This is a genomic window from Burkholderia sp. S171 (genome assembly GCF_009766085.1).
In the GTDB taxonomy this organism is placed as follows: domain Bacteria; phylum Pseudomonadota; class Gammaproteobacteria; order Burkholderiales; family Burkholderiaceae; genus Caballeronia.
On the sequence record NZ_LMUF01000052.1, the window covers coordinates 294,559 to 315,949 of the forward strand.

A 21,391-nucleotide genomic window follows, 5' to 3' on the forward strand; every position below is an offset into this window, starting at 1 on the left:
TGCTCATGCAGTCATGCAAGCTGGCGCGTCCGCTCCCGCAGTCCGCGCCCCGGATTCCACCTTCCCAGGAGAGTCGCGATGACGTCGGTGTTGTTTCGCAATGGCGCGCTGCTGGACCCGTTGCAGCCAGAACTAATCCCCGGCCACGAGGTGCTGGTCGAAGAGGGCCGAATCAAGGAAGTCTCCGATCGCCCGATCAAATCCACCAGCGCCCGTGTGATCGATTTGAAAGGCAAGACGTTGATGCCCGGCCTGATCGACCTCCACGTGCATGTTATCGCGGTCGAATTCAACCTCCCCCGCGTGATGACCTTGCCCAACGTGCTCGTCACGCTGCGCGCCGTGCCCCTGATGCGCGCGATGCTGCGGCGAGGATTCACCACCATTCGCGACGCCGGCGGCGCAGGCTACCCGTTCAAGCAAGCCGTGGAAGCCGGACTGGCGGAGGGACCCCGCATGTTCGTCTCCGGCCGTGCGCTAAGCCAGACCGGCGGTCACGGCGACATGCGCACGCGCGGCGATTACATGCCGCCGGACGCACCCTGCGGTTGCTGCGTCCGCGTTGGCGCGCTCACGAGAGTGGCGGACGGCGTGGACGAGGTGCGGCGTGCCGTTCGCGAAGAACTCCAGATGGGCGCGGACCAGATCAAGATCATGGCATCGGGCGGTGTTGCCTCGCCGACCGACCCTGTCGGTGCATGGGGATACTCCGAGGATGAGATCCGCGCGATCGTTGCCGAGGCGCGCGGCCGCCAGACCTACGTGCTGGCCCATGCGTACACGCCTGAAGCCATCGCGCGTGCGGTGCGCTGCGGCGTGCGTACGATCGAGCACGGCAATCTCATCGACGACGCGACTGCGCGTCTGGTCGCGGAACACGATGCCTTCGTGGTTCCCACGCTGGTGACTTACGAAGCGCTCGCCAGCGAGGGCGGCAAATACGGCCTGCCCGAAGCAAGCCTTGCGAAAGTAGCCGATGTACACGAAGCCGGCCTCCGGTCCCTGGAGATCATGAAACGCGCGGGCGTGCGCATGGGCTTCGGCACGGATCTGCTGGGGGAATCGCAGCGTCTGCAAAGCGATGAATTCCGGCTGCGTGCCGAGGTTTTATCGCCGGCTGAAGCCATAGCAAGCGCAACGGTGGTAGGCGCCGACGTGCTCGGCATGACCGGCCAACTCGGTCGCCTCGTACCGGGCGCGTTCGCCGATGCGCTGGTTGTGGACGGCAATCCACTGCGATCCATCGACTGCCTGCTCGGTCAGGGCGAACACATTCCATTCGTGATGAAAGGCGGCCACATCCACTTCGACGAACTTGAACACGCTTGACCCGAGCACGCTTACCCGAAGCCGAATCAGAAGCCAAACCCGTTCATTCCTGACAGCGAGGCGCGTTACCCATGTCGACGATTTCCGCCCGTATCGAACGCATGCCGTTTTCATCCTTTCATCGACGGCTACTGCTGATGGGCGGTCTCGGCTACACCTTCGACGCCATGGACGCCGCCGTACTCGCGTTCCTGCTGCCGGTGCTGCGCACGCAGTGGTCGCTCAGCAGCGTGCAGACGGGCGTGCTCGGCAGCGGGACGTTTATCGGCTATTTCCTTGGGGCGATGCTCGCCGGCATGCTCGGCGATCTGATCGGCCGGCGGCGCGTGATGATGTATGCGCTGGTGATCTACTGCGTCGCATCGCTGGCCAGCGCGACCGCGCACGACTGGCCGTTCTTTCTCGCGACACGCATTCTTGCCGGCCTCGGCACGGGCGCAGAAAGCGCGATCGTCGCACCGTTCTTGTCGGAGTTCGTGGCGCGGCGGTATCGCGGCGCGTTCACGGGCAGTCTCGCCGGCTTCTTTTCGTTTGGCTTCGTGGCGGCTGCGCTGCTCGGTTATTTCGTGATTCCGCTCGCGCCGAACGCGTGGCGCGTGGTGATGGTGATCACTGCCCTGCCGATCGTGATGTTGCTCTGGTGGCGGCGCGCGTTGCCCGAATCACCGCGCTGGCTCGTCGCGCGCGGACGGCACGCGGAGGCCGAGGCAATCGTCGCACGGGCGGAAGCCGAGTTGATGGCAGCGGGCGTGAAACTGGAACCCCTGCCGGCAACCGATGCGGCCGCCGAAGCGGAGGTTCCTATCGCAGCGGAACGTGCCTCGGTGGTCGCGAATGTGAAGGCGCTCTGGTCGCGCAAGCTCGCGCGCATCACCACCATGACGTGGCTCATGTGGTTGTCGATCACCTTCAGTTACTACGCATTCTTCACGTGGATTCCGAGCCTGCTCGTGCAGAACGGCATGACGATCACGCGCAGCTTTTCGTACTCGCTCGTGATCTATATCGCTCAGATACCGGGTTACTTTTCCGGCGCGTGGTTGAACGAGAAGATCGGCCGGCAGGCGACCATTGCGACGTACATGGTGCTGGGCGGCATCTCGGCATTGGGGCTTGCGCTCACGCGCAGCGACGGCGGCATCATGCTGTCCGGCGTGCTGCTGTCGTTCTTCATGAATGGCACGTATGCCGGGGTCTATGCCTACACGCCCGAGGTTTTTCCAACCGATGTCCGCGCGACCGGCACAGGTCTGGCTTCATCAATCGGTCGGCTGGGCGCGATCGCCGCCCCTATCCTGGTCGGGTACGTCTACCCGTTGCTGGGCTTTCCAGGCGTGTTTGGGGCAACCACATTCGTGCTGCTGATCGGTGCGGCGGCCGTGGTGCTGATGGGCGTGCCGACGCGCGGCCGGTCGCTTGAGGATATCGCGGCGCAGCAGTTACGCAGTTAGCGAAATCGCGTGGCTTGTGCGGAACTCAGTACACGTCCCGCACATAACGCTTGTCCCTGACCATGCCGCTGACGTATTCCTGGGCCTTGTCGTCGCTCATGCCGGCGTGTTGAGCGACGACAGATTTGAGTGCTGCGTCAACGTCCTTGGCCATGCGACCGGCGTCGCCGCAGACATAAAAATGCGCACCCGCCGCAAGCCACGACCACAGTTCCGCGCCATGCTCACGCATGCGATCCTGCACATAAATCTTGTCGGCCTGATCCCGCGAGAACGCGAGATCGAGACGGTTCAGCAGACCCTTGCGGCGCATCTCATCGAGTTCATCCCCGTAGTAATAGTCCGTGGCGGCATGCTGCTCGCCAAAGAATAACCAGTTGCGGCCCGTGTCGCCACGCGCGAGGCGCTCATGCAGGAAGCCTCTGAATGGGGCCACGCCCGTGCCGGGACCGACCATGATCATGGGTGCATCGCCGCTATGGGGAAGACGGAAATGTGCCGACTTCTGGACGAACACCGGCACGCTGGCATCGCCCGCACGATCGGCCAGAAAAGTCGAGGACACGCCCTTGCGCTGACGCCGGCCATTGTTATACCGGACCGCCGATACAGTCAGGTGTATCTCGTCAGGGTGCGCCCTGGGACTCGATGCAATCGAATAAAGGCGCGGCTGCATGCGCTTGAGCATGCCGACCAGTTCCGTGGCTGAAAGCTCGACCGGGAATTCGTGCAGCACGTCAGCCAGTTGCTGACCCCACAGCCACTTTTTCAAGTCCGCCTTGTTGTCCTCGCGCAGCAGTCTGCTTAATGCACTATTCGCACCATTTGCACCCGCTGCACCGTCGCGCGTCCGGGTTGCGATAAACGCCAGCGCGTCGTGACTAGGGCGTGCAATTTCATAGTGCTTGCCAAGCGCGTCGGCCAGTCGCATCTCACCCGCGCCCGTCACATTGACTGCGGCATCGGCGCTAAGACCACTCAGTCCGATGAGTTCATCGACCAATTCGGGGCAGTTTCTCGGCCACACCCCAAGCGCATCGCCAACCTCATAATCAAGCCCCGAGTCCGCGGTATCCAGCGAGAAATAACGCGTGTCCTTCGTCGCGCCCTGCTTGTTGAGCCGCAGATTCTTCACCAGCCGCGACGCCGCCGGATGAGCCTTCGAGGGCGTAGTGCCGGGCAGCACGGCCGGAATCATGCCGTCTGCGGGGACGGCATGCAGCGCCGCATCCTCTTCCTTGATCCGCGCGACAATCCGCTCGAGCCACGCGTCGGCCTCGGGCTGGTACTCGGCGTCGCAGTCGACCCGCTCCAGCAAACGTATCGCTCCACGTTCGAGCAAACGGGTATCGAGCTTGCGGCCGTGTCCACAGAACGCGTCGTAATTGCGGTCCCCAAAAGCCAGTACGGCATAACGCACGCCATCCAGGCGCGGGGCGTTATCGGCACTGATCCCGGTCCAGAAACTCTCGCCGTTATCGGGGGCATCGCCGTCGCCGAACGTGCTCGTCATCAGCAGAACGTACTGCGCTTTCCCCAGGTCGGAAACCGCATAGTCGGCCATGCACGTGGTCCGTATTTCGAAGCCGGACTCCATCAACTGGGTCGCGTATCGCTCGGTCAGCGATTCGATATTCCCCGTCTGCGATGCCCACAGCAGCACGACTTTTGGCCGCGCCCGCGCAATCCGCACCGAAGACCCGGCGGTCGTTGCTGCAACCGGTGCGGCCATGGTCGGCACGGTCGTTTCCGCGCGGCTGAACAGCCCTGCGAGCACACCATCAAGCCAAAGCCGCGTGGCAGGGGCAATAGGCGCACTAAGCGGCAGCGTCGGTACGCCGCCTGCTGCGCGACCTTCCGTCGAGCGCAGGCCATTCATGAAACCGTCGACATAGATGCGTTCGATCTCGCTAAGTTCGGGCGCTGGCATTTTCGGAATACCGAGCAACGTGGCAAGGGCATCAATACGGGACATGTCCAGTTCCTGGTTCGGACGGGCGTGATCGGCAACAACGGACTCGACGGATTCCGAGCGGGCGGCATCGTCATGCGTCTCAAGATTCGCCGTGTCTGCTTTAGGCGCTACGCGGCTGAGCGCAACAGCGCAGAACTTGAATTCAGGCTGTTGCGATATAGGGTCGACCGCGTCATTCGTCACGGCGTTGATGCACAGCTCTTCACCAAAGACATCGTTCCAATGCATGGGGGCAAAACAATTGCCGGCACGAACCCGGTCAGTGACAACCGCCGGCAGAACGGCGCGGCCTCGGCGTGAACGAATCTCGACCGAATCCTTCGCCTTGATACCCAACGCCGCCGCATCTTCAGGATGAATCTCCACGAACGGCGCAGGGTTCAGCTTGTTCAGCATGGGCACCTTGCCGGTCTTGGTCATGGTGTGCCACTGGTGCTGCAGCCGGCCCGTATTCAGCACAATCGGCCGTTCACTGTCAGGCATTTCGGCAGCCGCCACATGCGGGCGAGCAAAGAAAACAGCCTTGCCGGTTGATGTGGGAAAGCTGAGGCGCGGCCGGCTGCCGTCCGGCATTTGCCTGAGTGTCTGGCTCACGCCGTCGTTGACGTAGCGCACCGGATTGCGACCGGCAGCGACGTCCGGCGCACAAGGCCATTGCAACGGCGTCTCGCGCAAGCGCTCATGGCTCGCACCGCGCAAGTCGTAGCCAGTCTTGAGATTCGACGTCAGGGTGATCTCAGCGAACACCTCTTCCGCCGATGCATAGTTGAACGCATCGGCGAAACCCATTTCACATGCCACGCGCGCGATGATCTGCCAGTCGGGCAATGCAGCGCCCGGTGGCTCGATAGCCTTTTGCGTGAGCGTCATGTTGCGCTCGGAGTTGATCATCACGCCTTCGGCCTCAGCCCACAGCGCGCCGGGCAGAAGGACATCGGCGTAGCGATTGGTTTCGGTATCGAGGAACGCGTCCTGTGCAATGACCAGCTCCGCGGCCTGCAATCCGGCGATCACCGTCTGCCGGTTCGCCACGCTTGCAACAGGATTGGTGCAGATGATCCAGCAGGCCTTGATCTCGCCCGTCGCCATGCGCGCGAACATATCGACGGTGCCTTGGCCAAGCGAAGTCTTGAGCGTGCCTTTAGGCACATCCCACAGGTCTTCGATAAAGACTCTGTCCTCTTCCACCAGCACCGACCGCTGGCCGGGAAGCCCGGGGCCCATATAACCCATCTCGCGGCCGCCCATCGCATTGGGCTGCCCCGTAAGCGAGAACGGCCCGCTGCCTGGCCTGCAGATCTTGCCCGTGGCGAGATGCAGGTTGCAGATAGCGTTCGTATTCCAGGTGCCGTGCGTGCTCTGGTTGAGGCCCATGGTCCAGCAGCTCATCCACTCGTGCGCCTCACCCATCCACTGCGCCGCCTGACGGATATGCGTTTCGGGAATGCCGGTAATCTCAGCCACCTTATCCGGCGAATAGTCTTCCAGGAAGGCAGGCATCGCGTCCCAACCCTCGGTCGACTCGGCGATGAAATCAGCATCGGTATGACCGTTCTGATGCAGCAGATAAAGCAGACCATTCATCAGTGCGAGATCGGTGCCCGGCTTTATCTGCATGAAGAGATTAGCTTTGTCGGCGGTCCCGTTTCGGCGCGGGTCCACCACGATCAGCTTCGCGCCGGCCTTCACGCGATCCATCATGCGCAGGAACAGGATCGGGTGGCAGTCGGCCATGTTCGCGCCGATCACGAAAAACAGGTCGGCTCGGTCAATGTCTTCATACGAGCCCGGCGGCCCGTCAGCGCCCAGCGACAGTTTGTAGCCGCTGCCAGCGCTCGCCATGCAGAGCCGCGAGTTAGACTCAATATTGTTGGTGCCGACGAACCCCTTCGCGAGCTTGTTAACGAGGTACTGCGCCTCGATCGACATCTGCCCCGACACATAGAACGAAAGCGCATCCGGGCCGTGCTCATCGAGCAGCCCGCGCAGGCGCCGGGCCGTGTCGGAAATTGCTTGCGCCATGGGCAACGGGATCGGGTCCTGATCCCGTTCGCGGCGAATGAAGGCGCTTTCGAGACGACCCGATTTGCGCAAGACAACATGCGCCGACGAACCCTTCGTGCAGAGGCGTCCAAAGTTCGCCGGGTGCTCCTTGTCACCGGATACCTTGACCACTTGTCCCTTCTCGACCTGCAGCACCATGCCGCAGCCAACGCCGCAGTATGGGCACACGGTTTTTACGCTGCCGGAAATCATGAGCGACGCTCGAACCCGCTTACCCTGGTCATATCGCGACCCACACGTGGCCGTCCTCCACGCGCGCGGCAAAGGCGTTGACCGAGTTCGCCGGTATCTCCAGGCATTCGCCCGTGCGAAGGTCGTAGTGATGCTTGAAGATCGGCGACGCCACCACAATGCGCTCGCCCAGATTGCCGATCAGTCCGCGCGACAGTACGGAGGCCTGCGAGCCCGGGTCGAAGTTATCGATCGCGTACACGCTCGGGTTGCCATCGGCGAGATGGAATACGGCGACCTGCTCGCCGTTGATGAGCGCACAGACGCCGGTGTTCGGCACGATGTCGTCGAGCGGGCACACGGGCACCCATGCGCTTGGGATTCGATCGTTGTTCATGATGATGTCCTCAGTATGGGTTACGTGCGCTTCAAACCGTCTCGACAACCACCGGAATGTCGATTCGCTTCAGTTGCCGCTCAGCCGGCGTCGCGGGGCGAATCTGGCCACGCTCTTCGACGAAACTCACGTTTGCATCGCCTTCATCGCTGTTGACGAAATGGCGGAAGCGCTTGCGCGTGTCCGGATCGTTGACCGCCTTTTTCCACTCGCATTCGTACGTGTCGACCACGTGCTGCATCTCCGCTTCGAGTTCCGCAGCAAGCTGAAGCTTGTCGCGCACCACGACGTCGATCAGGTACTCGAGCCCGCCTTCCAGGTTGTCTCGCCACACGCTGGTGCGCTGCAAGCGATCTGCGGTACGGATGTAGAACATCAGGAAACGGTCGATGTACTGGATCAGCGTGGCGCGGTCGAGATCGGATGCGAGCAGCTCGGCGTGGCGCGGTTTCATGCCGCCGTTACCGCATACGTAGAGGTTCCAGCCCTTCTCCGTGGCAATCACGCCAATGTCCTTGCCTTGTGCCTCAGCACATTCGCGTGTGCAACCGGAGACGCCGAACTTGATCTTGTGGGGCGTACGCAAACCCTTGTAGCGGTTCTCTATGTCGATCGCGAGACCGACCGAATCGCCCACGCCGTAGCGGCACCATGTCGAACCCACGCATGACTTCACGGTGCGCACCGACTTGCCATACGCATGACCGGATTCGAAGCCGGCCGCGATCAGTTCTTCCCAGATCAGCGGCAACTGTTCGACCCGCGCGCCGAACAAGTCAACGCGTGCCCCGCCCGTGACCTTCGTGTACAGGCCATACTTTTTTGCGACCTGGCCGACCGCGATCAAGCCGTCGGGCGTGACCTCGCCGCCAGGCATCCGGGGGACGACGGAATAGGTGCCGTCACGCTGGATGTTGGCGAGGTAGTAGTCGTTCGAATCCTGCAGGCTTGCATGCTCTTTCTTCAGCACGAACTCGTTCCAGCACGATGCAAGAATCGCAGCGGCAGCCGGCTTGCAGATATCGCAACCAAGACCGTGGCCATGTTTCGCGAGCAACGCACCAAACGTCTCGATGCGCTCCACGCGCACCAAGTGGTAGAGCTCCTGACGCGAGTACGGGAAGTGCTCGCACAGGTGGTTGTTGACCGCGAACCCCTGCTTCTTCATTTCGGCCTTCATCACCTGCGTGACCAGCGCCACGCAGCCGCCGCACGAACTGCCGGCCTTGGTCGCGGACTTCAATGCACCAATGCTGGTTGCCCCCGCGCAGACCGCTTCGCATAGCTGGCCTTTCGACACGTTGTTGCACGAGCAGATCTGCGCGGCTTCGGGCAAGGCGTCGACACCGAGGCCGGGCTTTTGCTTGCCATCGGCGGCAGGAAGAATCAGGAATTCTGGCGCCTCAGGCAACTCGATACGGTTCAGCATCATCTGCAAGAGCGTGCCGTATTCGGCCGCGTCTCCAACCATCACGCCGCCGAGCAAATACTTGCCGCACTCGGACACCACCAGCTTCTTGTAGACCTGCTTGCGTTCGTCGCTGAACTGATACGCACGGCTGCCAGGCGTCTTGCCGTGCGCGTCGCCAATACTCGCCACGTCCACGCCCATCAGCTTCAACTTCGTGCTCATGTCGGCGCCGGTGAAACCACCCAGCTCACCCGTCAACTGTTTTGCGACAACACGAGCCATGTCATAACCCGGCGCGACCAGCCCGAAAATTTGTCCGTTCCAGAGAGCGCATTCGCCGATCGCGTAGATATCGGCGTCGCTCGTGCGGCAACAGTCGTCGATCACAATACCGCCGCGCGCACCGACTTCGAGGCCACTGATCCGCGCAATCTCGTCACGCGGGCGGATACCGGCGGAGAACACGATCATGTCGGTGTCGAGATGGGTTGCGTCGGCGAACTCCATGCGGTGCGTGCCGTTCTCGCCATCGACTATGGCTACGGTGTTCTTCTGCGTATGAACCGTCACGCCCAGCTCTTCGATCTTGCTGCGCAGCACGCGCGCGCCGCTGTCGTCGACCTGCACGGCCATCAGGCGCGGCGCGAACTCGACCACATGAGTCTGCAAGCCCATGTCGCGCAACGCCTTGGCGCATTCAAGCCCCAGCAGTCCACCGCCTATGACCGTGCCCGTCTTCGACCGCGCGCCGCATTCCTTCATTGCTTCGAGATCCTCAATAGTTCGGTACACGAAGCAATCACGACGCTCATTTCCCGCAACCGGCGGTACGAACGGATAGGAACCGGTCGCGAGCACCAGTTTGTCGTACGCCAGCACCTCGCCGGTCGACACCGTCACGGTCCGCGCCGCGCGATCGATCGACACCGCCTTCGCGTTGAGCTCAAGCCGCACGTTCTCCCGCTCGAAGAATCCCGGCTCGACCAGCGACAGGTCCTGCGCCGATTTACCGGAGAAGAACTCCGACAGATGCACGCGGTCGTAAGCCGGCCGTGGCTCTTCGCATAGCACGGTGATATCAAGTCCGTGCGCTGCGTTTTCAGCGAGGCATTCAAGAAGTTTATGGCCGACCATGCCATGGCCGATGACGACAATTTTCATGATCAGGACGCCCTCAATTAGCAATGCTGTTGTTGACACCCAATGCATCTGCACGCAGCGCAGCTTCCTGTGCCTTGTGCTCGGAACTAAAGCGCACTGCGAGTGCGCACAACGCGGACAACGTGACCAGCATCCCGAGCATCGCGAGCGTCTGCTGGACGTTGCCGAAGCCCTTCATCAGGAAGCCGGCTGCCACTGCCCCCACGTTGCCGCCCGCGCCGATAATCCCCGCCACGCCGCCCAGCGCCTTGCGATCGATGAACGGCACGAGCGCGTAGGTCGCGCCACACGCCATGTGCGTGAACAGGCCGAAGCTCAGCATGGCGACCACGGCAAGCACCACGCTGTCCGCATGCGCGAACCAGAAAAGCCCGAGGCCTTCGCCCGCGATCAGCACGAACAACAAGGTCGAGCGAAACTCCAGGCCTCGCCGCGCTGCGGCCTTGTCCGAGAGCCAACCTCCGAGCGCGCGGGCAAACAGCGCGAGCAGTCCAAAGCTGCCGGCAGCAACGCCAGCAGCTTTCAGCGACAGATGAAAGTGATCGACGTAATAGATTGCGGCGACGTTATGGATAAATACTTCGACGCCGAAACAAGCCGCATAGGTGACGAACAGCATCCACACGCGATAGTTCGCGCAGGCAGTGCGAAAGCTTGCCCAGCCGCCCTTCTTGCCGCCGTCGATAGCGATGCCTTGCGCGCGCAATTGCGCGAAGTTGCCTTGCGGGCAGTCCTGGGTGAAGCGCCAGTAGAACCAGGCCATCACCGGCATGGCCAACCCGGGAATCACGAGTGCGAGGCGCCATGCGGACGCATCGGCCGCACCGAGCGCGAGCATGCCCACGAGCAGCAACGGCACCAGCATTTGCGCCGCGCCAGCCCCGGCATTGCCCCAACCGGCACTGGTCGCGTTGGCTGTGCCGACCACGTTCGGCGCGAACATCATCGACGTGTGGTACTGCGTAATAACGAAGCTCGCGCCCACTGCGCCAATGCCCAGACGGCACAACAGGAAGCTCGTGTAACCACCCGAGAGCGCCGCGCAGAACACGGGGAATGCGCCGAGGATCAGCAGTCCGGTATAGACCTTTCGCGGACCGTAGCGGTCGCACATCGGGCCAACAATGAGCCTCACCAGAATTGTCGCGGCAACTGCGGCGATGTTGATATTGGCGACCTGATCGATCGACAGACCGAACTCGCGCTTGATCAACGGCATCAACGGCGCACAGGCGAACCACGCAAAGAAGCAGACGAAGAAGGCCATCCACGTGAGATGGAAAGCACGCATCGGCGCCGTGCGCAGACTGAAGAGATCGATCCGGGTTGCTTTGTCTGCCATTGTCTTTCCACAAAACAAAAAGGCGTCCCTTGAAACCCAGCCGATGACTGAGTTCAGGGGACGCCGTTGTCCAAAAAGCCCGTCATGGGCTATTGCTGAAGCCTTGCAATGAAACTGGACCGTCGTTGGTCCATGACCGCTTTATTTGCAAGGGCCATGCCATACGCGGCGTTTCTATATATGGTGGGCGTTTGCGGGCAACAGCACATTTTTATGCCGATTGCGGGCGGTGCATTTTGATGCAGCGCCGCACACTCGCGGTGCGATGCGGCACTGTCCGCGTGCGAGCGGGATGTCACCTTGTCCGCGCTTCCTGACTCACCAAGCAAGGCAAAAGAAGGACTCGATTCGTGTGAACACGCATGAATGGCGTGGCTTCACGCTGCGTGCGCCTTGTTGCACGCATGAATACGTTGCGGGGTGCGCTAACTGAACTTTGTCTGGCCTGGATATTGCAAATAACTCGCTGTGCACGGCAACGATGTCGGGCGCATGGATATCACAGTTTTTTGATGTGAATGCCGATAAACATCGGCGACTCAGGACAACGGCGTCCCTTCGTGCAAGAGCACGAGTGGATGCCGTTTTTCGTTGTGGCGCCGTGTTGTCGCATTAGCCAAAGCAGGTCATCTGACGTGCCCGAAGCGCGACCCATGCGACCCATTCCGATCATCGATCTTTTAAGCAACGTGCCGGCTGTTGTGTTTTCTCAAGCCGCCAAAGGACATCACGATGACAACTGGCAAGGTCACCTTGCTTAGCGCGGGTCCCGGCGATCTGGACCTGCTTACGATCAAAGCCGCCAAAGCATTGGCGCTGGCGGATATCGTGTTGCTGGACGATCTCGTCAATCCCGAGATCGTGTCGCTTGCGCCACAAGCGCGAGTGATTCGAGTAGGCAAGCGCGGCGGCTGCAAGTCGACACCGCAAGCGTTCATCCAGCGACTCATGCAACGTTATGCCCTCAAAGGACTGCACGTGATTCGCGTCAAGGGCGGCGACGCGCTGCTGTTCGGGCGCGCAGGCGAAGAACTCACGGCACTGCGAGACGCGCAGATTCCAGTAGAGATCATCAACGGCATTTCGTCGGGCTTTGCAGCGGCCGCGAGTCTCGGGATATCGCTGACGCATCGGGAGCATTGCCAGGGAGTGACCTTCGTCACGGCGCACAAGCAGGATCATGGCGAACCCAACTGGGCCGCGCTTGCGGCAACCGGCACGACGCTCGCGATCTATATGGGCATGACGCGTATCGAAGGCCTCTGCCATGCACTGCTCTCTGCATTGCCTGCATCCACCCCTGCTGCGGTGGTTCAATGGAGCGGTACAGCGTCCGAGCGTCGCTGGCTTGGACCGCTGGACCGCCTGGCTACTGACGCCGTCAATGAAGGTCTGGGAAGCCCCGCCGTGATCCTGGTTGGCAATGCGATTAGCGAAGCGGTAGATTGGGTCACGCACAACGAAACCGGCGAGCATGCCAACGTATGGCAAGACATCACCGAAGCGATTCAGCATGCAGCCTGACGAACGCAAACAGTTTCTTTCAACGCAAGCGGTCTTGATAGAGCGCGCTGACCGATCGCCCGCGAGCGTCTCTGCAGGCCATGCATGCATGAGCTATCCCGGCGCCTGACCCATGCTTCGTGTACTGCTCGTCACCGACACCGACAAACCCATTGGCGATCTTCGCCAGGCACTCGCACGCCTGGGCTACGACATGCTGGCCGAAGTGGCGACCCCTGCAGCACTACCCAAGGTAGTGGAAGAGCAGCGCCCGGATGTGGTCATCATCGATACTGAATCGCCTTCACGCGACACGCTCGAACAACTTGCCGTGATGAACGAGACCGCGCCGCGTCCGGTCCTGATGTTCAGCAACGACGGCGACCAGCAACTGATTCACGCCGCGGTCGGTGCAGGCGTGAGCGCGTATCTTGTCGAAGGCCTGGAGGCCGCGCGTCTCGCACCCATTCTCGAAGTCGCGCTGGCGCGGTTCGCCCGCGACGAGCAAATGCGCAAACGGCTCGCCGACGCGGAAAATGAACTCGCGGACCGCAAGCTGATCGACCGGGCCAAGCGCCTGTTGATGGACCGGCGCAAGATGTCCGAACCGGAGGCCTACGCCATGCTGCGCAAGCGCGCGATGGACGAGGGGATGAAGCTTGCCGAGGTCGCGCGCCAGTTGGTGTCGATGGTCGATTTACTAGGGTAGCCCTACAACATGAATATGCCCAAAGCCGCCTTGAACCACGCGTCCCAGCCACCCGAGAAGACCCACATCCGCCTGGGTTTCGTGGCGCTGAGCGATGTCGCTCCGCTCGCCGTTGCCAAGATTCTCGAGTTTGGGCACAGCCACGGCCTGACGCTCGAGTTGTGCCGGCAGCCGTCCTGGGCCGCCGTGCGCGACAAGCTATTGTCCGGCGAGATTGATGCAGCGCACGCGCTTTATGGGCTCGTGTACGGCGTGCAACTCGGTATTGGCGGACCGCAAGGCGACATGGCCGTGCTGATGGTGCTGAACCGTAATGGCCAGGCCATTACGCTCTCGAACCCGCTTGCCGATGCGCTGAGCCGGAGCGGCAGTTTGAAGGAGGCGCTCGCGTCGCTCGGCCGTCCTCCGGTCTTCGCCCAGACCTTTCCGACCGGCACGCATGCGATGTGGTTGTACTACTGGCTCGCAGCGCTTGGCGTGCATCCGTTGCGCGACATTCGCAGCATCGTGATCCCGCCGCCGCAAATGGTCGATGCATTGGCCGAGGGCGAGCTCGACGGATTCTGTGCCGGTGAGCCGTGGAACGCGGTTGCCGAGGCACGTCACGCGGGCAGGACCGTCGCGATTACGAGCGAGATCTGGCCGGACCACCCTGAAAAGGTGCTGGCCAGCCGGCGCGATTTCGTCGCGCTTTATCCGAACACAGCGCGCGCGCTGGTCCAGACCATGCTCGAAGCGTGCCGGTGGCTTGACGACCCCGCGCATCGCGCCGACATCTCGACGTGGCTCGCCGCGCCGGAACTGATAGGCGTGCCGCAGGAATTGATCGCGCCCAGGCTGCTGGGTGACTACGGCGCAGCGCAATTCCCCGTGCGGCCGCTCCCCGTTAGTTTTTTCGACAAAGGCGCCGTCAACTATCCGCGACCGTCCGATGGCCTGTGGTTCCTGACGCAATATCGGCGATGGGGTTTGCTGAGCGGCGATCACGACGACGCCGCAATTGCATCGGCGATCAGCCAGACGGCGCTGTATCGCGAGGCCGCAGCATTGGCGGACGTTCGCGTGCCGGACGAGATCCGCGCGGACATTCTGGTCGACGGGCACGTCTGGGATGGACAAGATCCCGCCGCTTATCTCGACGGGTTCGCCATGCGTGCCTGAGGCTGCGGCGCGTTCGTCGCTAGCTGCAATGGCTCGGCGACGCGTGCCACCGCGCGACAGCGTGGCCTTCACCCGCCGATCCACCGATTCTCACGCCGGTTGCAAAACACACCTTTCTTCAGCGCGGAACACACTCCACGATTTATGACGAAATTGCGCGCCAAAGGCATCCGAACGGCCTATGAGCCCGGTTTGGGTTGGCAATCTTCGACGGGATGACGGATGCTCCATGAGTCCCCGCCCGGCATGCAGCGGCGTGACCGAAGGCTTGCCGACCGTGGGAACGCATCCTGCTCTAACGCATTACAAACCGTCAAGATCACCATCACCATCATCGAAGTTGAGAGGTTTCCATGAGCACGTTGTCCACCGAGAAAATTCAGGCTGCGGTGAAAAAGGATGCCTCCTGGGTGATGGGCGCGCTCAAGAAATTTGGTGAGGATCGCTGTGCGGCCATGGCTGCGAGCATCGCGTTCTACTCAGCTTTTTCGCTGGCGCCAACGCTGGTCATGGTGATCGCAGTGGCCGGCTGGGTGTTCGGGGCCGACGCCGCGCGCGGTCAGTTGTTCCATCAGGTCAATGGGCTGCTCGGCGACCAGGCCGCCGCGAGCGTGCAGAGCATTGTCGAGAACGCCCACCGGAGCGGTGGCACAGGTGTCGCCGCCGTGATCTCGTTCGTGCTGCTGGCGGTGGGTGCGTCGGCGACATTTTCATCGCTCAACACCGCGCTGAACCTGGTGTGGCCACTGACCGGCGAGCAGAAATCCAGCGTATTCGCGCTGGTGCGGGTGCGGCTGATCTCGTTCGGCCTGGTGCTGGGGGTGGCGTTCCTGCTGATCGTCTCGCTCGTCCTCGATACCGCCATCCAGGCCGTGGGCACATGGCTTTGGGGTAATTCGCCCTTCGTGATCATCGGCGACATTGTGCAGTTGGTGGTCGGACTGGTGATTCTCTCGCTCGCGTTCGGCGCGCTCCTGAAGTTTCTCCCCGACGGCCGGGTGCACTGGCGGGACGCACTGGTCGGCGGGTTTGTTGCCGCCATCCTGTTTTCCGTCGGCAAAAAGCTGTTTGCGTTCTACCTGACTCACGCGGGCACGGCGAACTCATTCGGCGCGGCGGGCTCGCTTGCCGTGTTGCTGATGTGGCTGTATTTCTCGGCGGCAGTCCTGCTGCTTGGCGCGGAGTTTTCAGCCGCACGCGCACGTTTGCACGATCCCCGCGGTGCGTGGGGCCAGCAGAGTACCCGCGTCCCACCGGGCAGCCGCGCCAAGATCGGTTCGATGCTGGCGGGGTCAACGCTACCCGGAGCCGGCCGTGCAGAGGCGGACAACCCCGGGACCACAAAAGCGTTCGCGGCCGTGCCGGGACGGGCGCGAGCCTCCATCGAAAGACGGACTGAACGCTCGCAGCATCTGACGCAGCAGGCGCGCAAACGGGTGTCGGCGTTGAGTACCGCGTTGACGCTAAGCCGCAAGCTCGCCCGTGCGGAGACCGCTGCCACTCGGATGACGGCGCAGGCCATGATGGATTGCGGGCGCAAGGCAGTGCAGGCAAATGACCTGGTGAAACGCAATCCGTGGCGCGCCGTACTGCTGGCCGGCGGTGCAGGTTTGGCGCTCGCGTTGTTGACAGGACGTGAAGCGGAACGCGACCAGCCCACGGTAAGCGACCAATAACGCCTGCACGCCAGCAACCTCGGCGGAAGGATCGAGAGCGGGATGAAGTGCGCTATTAAGTCTTGAACTGACGTGATTCGCGACCCGACAGTTTTTCGTGTCAACGGCTTGAATGACCGGAACTTCGTCAAATCGCATCGGCCAGTTGCATCGAGCAAGCACAGCTCTTTTGTTGCGTCAGCTGCAAAAATGACGCCTTCGATGAGAAAGTGTGTTGGTAATACACAACGCACGAACTCACCTCAGAGCGTTGGGCGCTACTCGATCGCGTCGGGCTGACGCCCGGCGTAAACCCTCGCCGAGCCATATGCAGCGCTCCTCTTGATCGTAATACCCCTCCTTTCACGCGCCTCCGGCATATCTCGCTTATAACGCCTAATTAGTAAAAAACTAATAAAAAACGCCCGTTCTCGCTGAATCAATTGCATTAAAAGGAACTTTCTGGAGACCTCTTTGTCGTCGCGCTTTCACTAGATGAATCAACAGCTAAAGCCTTGACAGGCTTGCCTTACAAGGCATCACACGATCGGCCATAAAGTGTCTTTTTTTTGAGACATGTTTTAATTTTTCAGTTCTTAAGTTTTGTAACGCTGCGTTATTCTCTGCGCCGGCAACAACGAATTTAATCCTCGCGTGGAGAACCTGATGAAACGTTTCGCACTGACTTCCCTTTCGCTGGCACTGCTCGGCACAGCTGGCGTGGCTCACGCGCAAAACAGCGTGACCCTGTATGGCGTGATCGATACTGGCCTCACTTATGTCCACAATGCGAACGGCAACCAGAAGCAGATCGGCACAGCTAGCGGCGTCCTGTCGGGCGATCGTTGGGGCCTGAAGGGCTCGGAAGATTTGGGCGGCGGTTTGAAGGCAATTTTCCAATTGGAAAACGGCTTTGACGTGAACACGGGCAAGCTGAACCAAGGTGGCCGCGAATTTGGTCGCCAGGCATTCGTCGGTTTGACGTCTGACAAGCTGGGTACGGTCACCCTCGGTCGTCAATACGATCCGCTGGTCGACATGGTGCAAGGCATCACGGGTGACAACTACTGGGCGTCCATCGTTGGTACGCCGGGCGACGTCGACAACTACGACAACAGCTCGCGTGTAAATAACGGTGTGAAGTACGTTTCGGCGAACTATGCTGGCCTGCAATTCGAAGGCTTGTATGGTTTCAGCAACGGCGCAGGCACGACGGGTCAAGGCCAGACGTGGAGCGGTGCAGTTGCGTATAACAACGGCCCGTTGGCCTTGGCTGCCGGTTACTACTACACGAGCAACCCGAGTGCTGGCCGTTCGGCTACCACCTGGAATAGCCCGTCGTCAGATTCGATCTTCGACAGCCCGATCAACAGCGGCTACGCGTCGGCTCACTCGATCGCCATCGCTCGTGCAGCCGCTCAGTACGCTATCGGCCCGGTAACGCTCGGCGGTTCGTACAGCAATGCAAAGTACCGTCCGGACGGTTTCTCGGCATTCACGTCGACAGAGACGTACAACATCGGCAGCGCGTTCGCGAACTACCAACTTACGCCGGCTTTCCTGATCGGCTTGGGTTACACGTACGAGAAAGCTAGCGGCGACACGGGTGCTCATTACAACCAGGTCGGCATCGGTGCGGACTACACGCTGTCCAAGCGTACGGACTTCTACGCACTCGGCGCTTACCAGAAAGCAAGCGGCACGCAAGCTACGTTCACCACGAACGCTGCTGGCCAGACGGTTCGCGTGAATCAAGAAGCGCAAGCATCGATCGGTTCGTTCGGCTTCGCCGGTACGAACACGCAAGAAATGGTCATCGTTGGTATTCGTCACAAGTTCTAAAGCCGGATTCGGCGCGCATCGCTTCACGGTTTAGCGCGCCGATTTCGACTGCGGTTCAAAAACAGCCATCGGCTTCGCCGATGGCTGTTTTTTTATGCGCGCGAGGAATTGGCCAACGGGTTTCAGCGATCCATATGCCGAAGCCAAAAACAAGAATGCCCCATTCGGCGTAAAGCCGATTGGGGCGTTCTTGTTCAAGCTGCTTGTCTCACAGAGCCCGTGCGCACGCGTTGAACCGCGTTTGCTACACCCAACGCCTGTTCAATGCTGCGACTGCCCGCTTTCCGGCTGCATCAACGTCTGGAATGGCGGCGCTGACGTATCGGGTTCTGCACGCAGGTCGCTGCCCGTCACGCGTGGCACGTTCGATACCGTTTCACGCGCCCGCAACGGCACATTGTCAGGATCGGCCCAGGTCGGATTTGGAATCTCCCCGAAGATCTGCCGCAGCCGTTCACCCCACGTCCGATGAATCATCTGGAAATAGTGGTTGTCGCTATCGATTGTGGAAAACCGCGTGACGCTCAATGCATCCTTCTCATACACGAGCAGATCGAGCGGCAATCCGACCGACAAATTGGACCGCAGCGTGGAGTCCATGGACACCAGCGCGCATTTCGCGACTTCGTCCAGCGGCGTGGCCGGTGTGACCACGCGATCGATGATCGGCTTGCCGTACTTCGATTCACCGATCTGGAAATACGGGCTGACCGCCGACGACTCCACGAAGTTACCCGCCGAGTAGATCATGAACAGGCGCGTATTCGCCCCACGGATCTGGCCGCCGAGAATGAAGCTGCAATTGAAGTCGACGCTGAATTCCGCGAGCGTAGCAGCATCTCGCCGATGCACCTCGCGCACCGCATCGCCCACCAGCCGTGCCGCTTCCGCCATGGTCGGCACGTTATAGAGCGTGGTTTTGTCTTCGGGCGCCGGTTCCGACAGCAGTTGCATGACCGCCTGCGTCAGAGCGAGATTACCCGCGGCGAGGAGCACGAGGACGCGGTCGCCGGGCTGCTCGAAAACAGCCATCTTGCGGGCCGCGCTCACATGGTCGACCCCGGCATTCGTGCGGGTGTCGGAGAGGAACACCAGTCCCTCGTCGACGCGCATTGCCACGCAATAAGTCATGCGTCCAATTCCTGAAAGAGGCAAATCCGTATTGTAGTCGGGTAATCGCCCGGATCGGGCTGATTGCGGTAATCACGGCCAGGCACGATAACCAGACACCATGCCCGGCCAACGCGCCACCTCCCGTGATCGGGTCAAGGTGCGGCAAACCAGGCCGCGCCACCTCACCTTCTAATAGTTATCGGCAGATGGGGACGCGCCTTGAATGTCGCGGCACCGGAGAAATACGGGCGCCGCAAGGTGTCGTTCGCTCAGCTCACTGGTCGGCCGTAGCCTGCACGGAAACGTCCACGCTCATGCGCTCTTCCTTGCCGCCGACGCGTGAACCGCGCACGGGCGCGGCTGCTTCATAGTCGCGTGCGACTGCGAGGCGGCAGTATCGGCCGCTGGCGAACGCGGCATGCGTGACGTCCACCGACACCCAGCCGTCATCGAGCCACACATCCACCCACGCGTGGCTTGCGGCATGCGGGACATCGCCTGGATCGATGTAACCGCTCACATAGCGCGCCGGCAGACCGCGGGCGCGGCAGCACGCCAACATGATGTGAGCGTGATCCTGGCACACGCCGTTACCGAGCTGCAGCGCCTGGGCAGCCGTGCTCGTGACCTCGGTGACGCCCGCCTTGAACTGAACCTTTGCTTCGATATTTTCCGCCAGCGCAATCAGCGCCGAGGGTGAATCGAGCTTGGGCACCGAGTTCGCGAGTTCGCGGATCACGGCGTCCGGCTCGGTCAGCGCGGTCGCACAGGTGTAGTGCTGGAGCGGAATCCGGCCGGGACCGTCGTTGAGGCGGCCGCCATCAAGCAGCGTGGTTTCCACCTGACCGGTCACGGAAAGATGGATCTCCATATGAGGTTTCGTCAGCACCAGCGTATGCAGCGTGTTGGCGTACGCGTCGCGGGTGACGTCGAGCTTGCCAACGGTATCGATATTCCAGCGCCGCACCATCTGCGCCGACCCGTTGGCGGGCGTCATGCGCAGTTGCTGGATGGAGTACTGCACGGGCACCGCGTAACGGTAGCTTGTGTGATGACGAATGGTCAGAAGCATGATGGGGTTCCAGGACGGATGCGGGACGGAAGCATTCAGGCGAGCGGCAACATGAGGAAGGTGCGCATCACGCGCACACCGAGCTCATCGACCCGTTTCAGGAATTGCGTCAGATAGGCGTGCACTCCGGTTTCAAGAATCTGGCGGATATCCATGTACAGCACGTCCGCGCGCAGCTTGCCGGCGAAACGTTCACACTCGTTCGAGCCGCTGGTGCGAAGCTTGTCGAGCGTCGCGCACACCCCATCCAGCGACGCCAGCAGCGAGCGCGGCATTTGCGAGTTGAGGATAAGCAGTTCCACGACCCGCGACGGCGTCACGACATCGCGATACACCTTCCGGTAGATTTCCAGCGCGGACACCGAACTCAAGATGGAGGTCCAGTAATAGAAGTCCTCCAGTTGACGCGCGGCTTCACGGGAATTCGGTTCGGCATCGGCGAAACGCACGTCCAGGATCCGCGCCGTGTTGTCCGCGCGTTCCAGATACATGCCGAGCTGGATGAACCAGAACGCGTCGTCTTGAAGCGCAGTCCCGACCATCACGCCGCGACACAGATTCGAGCGGTACTTGACCCATTCGAACAGCATGTCGGGGCTTTTTTCGAGCTCATCCGCAGCCAGTTTTTCGCCGAATTCAAGCCACGTGAAATTGATGGTTTCCCACGCTTCCGTGGTCAATGTTCCGCGTACGGCACGCGCGTTTTCGCGAGCCGCGTGCAGGCAGGAAATGATGCTCGACGGATTGCCGGTATCGGCGACCATGAAGTGCAGCATGTCCACGCGCGAATCTGAGCCCGGAAAACGCTCCTCGAACCGCGATTCGAGTTCGGAAATACGCAGTACCGAACGTTGTGCGCGGGCGGCCTGATCCGGCGTCTGCGGCAAGAGCATGCCCTTCAGGTTGATATCGAGCATGCGGGCGGTATTTTCCGCACGCTCCATGTAGCGAGCCATCCAGAAAAGGTGATCGGCTGTGCGGCTTAGCATCATGATGGCGTTCCGTTGTTGTGTGGCGCGCGCGGGCGTAGCGCTT

General features: G+C 61.4%; 14 protein-coding genes. 7 read left to right on the top strand and 7 right to left on the bottom strand.

What is annotated here, in order from left to right; genetic code table 11:
- Window positions 1–78 precede the first annotated feature (78 nt).
- Both GSQ93_RS30250 and GSQ93_RS30255 read left to right on the top strand, forming a co-directional pair.
- Window positions 79–1,329 (top strand): amidohydrolase family protein, encoded by a 1,251-nt coding sequence (locus tag GSQ93_RS30250; RefSeq protein ID WP_158939475.1) that lies wholly within the window; start codon window positions 79–81, stop codon window positions 1,327–1,329.
- Window positions 1,330–1,400: 71 nt separating this feature from the next.
- Window positions 1,401–2,780: an MFS transporter gene (locus GSQ93_RS30255; RefSeq protein WP_158939477.1), complete on the top strand. Its 1,380-nt coding sequence runs from the start codon at window positions 1,401–1,403 to the stop codon at window positions 2,778–2,780.
- A gap of 25 nt (window positions 2,781–2,805) precedes the next feature.
- On the opposite strand, the gene GSQ93_RS30260 is transcribed toward GSQ93_RS30255, so the two are convergent.
- The 4 genes from GSQ93_RS30260 to GSQ93_RS30275 are packed head-to-tail and all read right to left on the bottom strand — an operon-like array spanning window position 2,806 to window position 11,301.
- Window positions 2,806–7,011, bottom strand: a complete 4,206-nt coding sequence (locus tag GSQ93_RS30260) for a bifunctional nitrate reductase/sulfite reductase flavoprotein subunit alpha (RefSeq protein ID WP_158939479.1) — start codon at window positions 7,009–7,011, stop codon at window positions 2,806–2,808.
- A gap of 28 nt (window positions 7,012–7,039) precedes the next feature.
- Window positions 7,040–7,387 (bottom strand): nitrite reductase small subunit NirD, encoded by a 348-nt coding sequence (nirD, locus tag GSQ93_RS30265; protein WP_158939481.1) that lies wholly within the window; start codon window positions 7,385–7,387, stop codon window positions 7,040–7,042.
- A 31-nt stretch (window positions 7,388–7,418) separates the two neighbouring features.
- Complete coding sequence (gene nirB / locus GSQ93_RS30270; RefSeq protein ID WP_158939482.1) at window positions 7,419–9,959, bottom strand: nitrite reductase large subunit NirB; 2,541 nt, start codon at window positions 9,957–9,959, stop codon at window positions 7,419–7,421.
- A gap of 13 nt (window positions 9,960–9,972) precedes the next feature.
- Window positions 9,973–11,301 (bottom strand): MFS transporter, encoded by a 1,329-nt coding sequence (locus GSQ93_RS30275; RefSeq protein WP_158939484.1) that lies wholly within the window; start codon window positions 11,299–11,301, stop codon window positions 9,973–9,975.
- Window positions 11,302–12,033: 732 nt separating this feature from the next.
- Between GSQ93_RS30275 and cobA the strand changes: the two genes are divergently transcribed.
- From cobA to GSQ93_RS30300, 5 genes are all read left to right on the top strand, one after another.
- A complete protein-coding gene (cobA, locus tag GSQ93_RS30280; protein ID WP_158939485.1) occupies window positions 12,034–12,825 on the top strand; it encodes a uroporphyrinogen-III C-methyltransferase in 792 nt (263 codons plus the stop codon).
- Window positions 12,826–12,937: 112 nt separating this feature from the next.
- Window positions 12,938–13,513 (top strand): ANTAR domain-containing response regulator, encoded by a 576-nt coding sequence (locus GSQ93_RS30285; protein ID WP_158939487.1) that lies wholly within the window; start codon window positions 12,938–12,940, stop codon window positions 13,511–13,513.
- 15 nt (window positions 13,514–13,528) lie between these two features.
- Window positions 13,529–14,674 (top strand): CmpA/NrtA family ABC transporter substrate-binding protein, encoded by a 1,146-nt coding sequence (locus GSQ93_RS30290; RefSeq protein WP_158939861.1) that lies wholly within the window; start codon window positions 13,529–13,531, stop codon window positions 14,672–14,674.
- A gap of 353 nt (window positions 14,675–15,027) precedes the next feature.
- Entirely contained in the window at window positions 15,028–16,350 is a 1,323-nt protein-coding gene (locus GSQ93_RS30295; RefSeq protein WP_158939489.1) for a YihY/virulence factor BrkB family protein, read from the top strand.
- Between the two features lie 645 nt (window positions 16,351–16,995).
- Window positions 16,996–18,171 carry a porin gene (locus GSQ93_RS30300; RefSeq protein WP_158939490.1) on the top strand — a complete coding sequence of 392 codons (1,176 nt, stop codon included), beginning with the start codon at window positions 16,996–16,998 and terminating at the stop codon, window positions 18,169–18,171.
- A gap of 261 nt (window positions 18,172–18,432) precedes the next feature.
- On the opposite strand, the gene GSQ93_RS30305 is transcribed toward GSQ93_RS30300, so the two are convergent.
- From GSQ93_RS30305 to GSQ93_RS30315, 3 genes are all read right to left on the bottom strand, one after another.
- A complete protein-coding gene (locus GSQ93_RS30305) occupies window positions 18,433–19,302 on the bottom strand; it encodes a proteasome-type protease (protein ID WP_158939492.1) in 870 nt (289 codons plus the stop codon).
- A 256-nt stretch (window positions 19,303–19,558) separates the two neighbouring features.
- Window positions 19,559–20,356 carry a transglutaminase family protein gene (locus GSQ93_RS30310; protein ID WP_158939494.1) on the bottom strand — a complete coding sequence of 266 codons (798 nt, stop codon included), beginning with the start codon at window positions 20,354–20,356 and terminating at the stop codon, window positions 19,559–19,561.
- Window positions 20,357–20,391: 35 nt separating this feature from the next.
- Window positions 20,392–21,345 (bottom strand): alpha-E domain-containing protein, encoded by a 954-nt coding sequence (locus GSQ93_RS30315; RefSeq protein ID WP_158939862.1) that lies wholly within the window; start codon window positions 21,343–21,345, stop codon window positions 20,392–20,394.
- Between the last annotated feature and the right edge of the window lie 46 nt (window positions 21,346–21,391).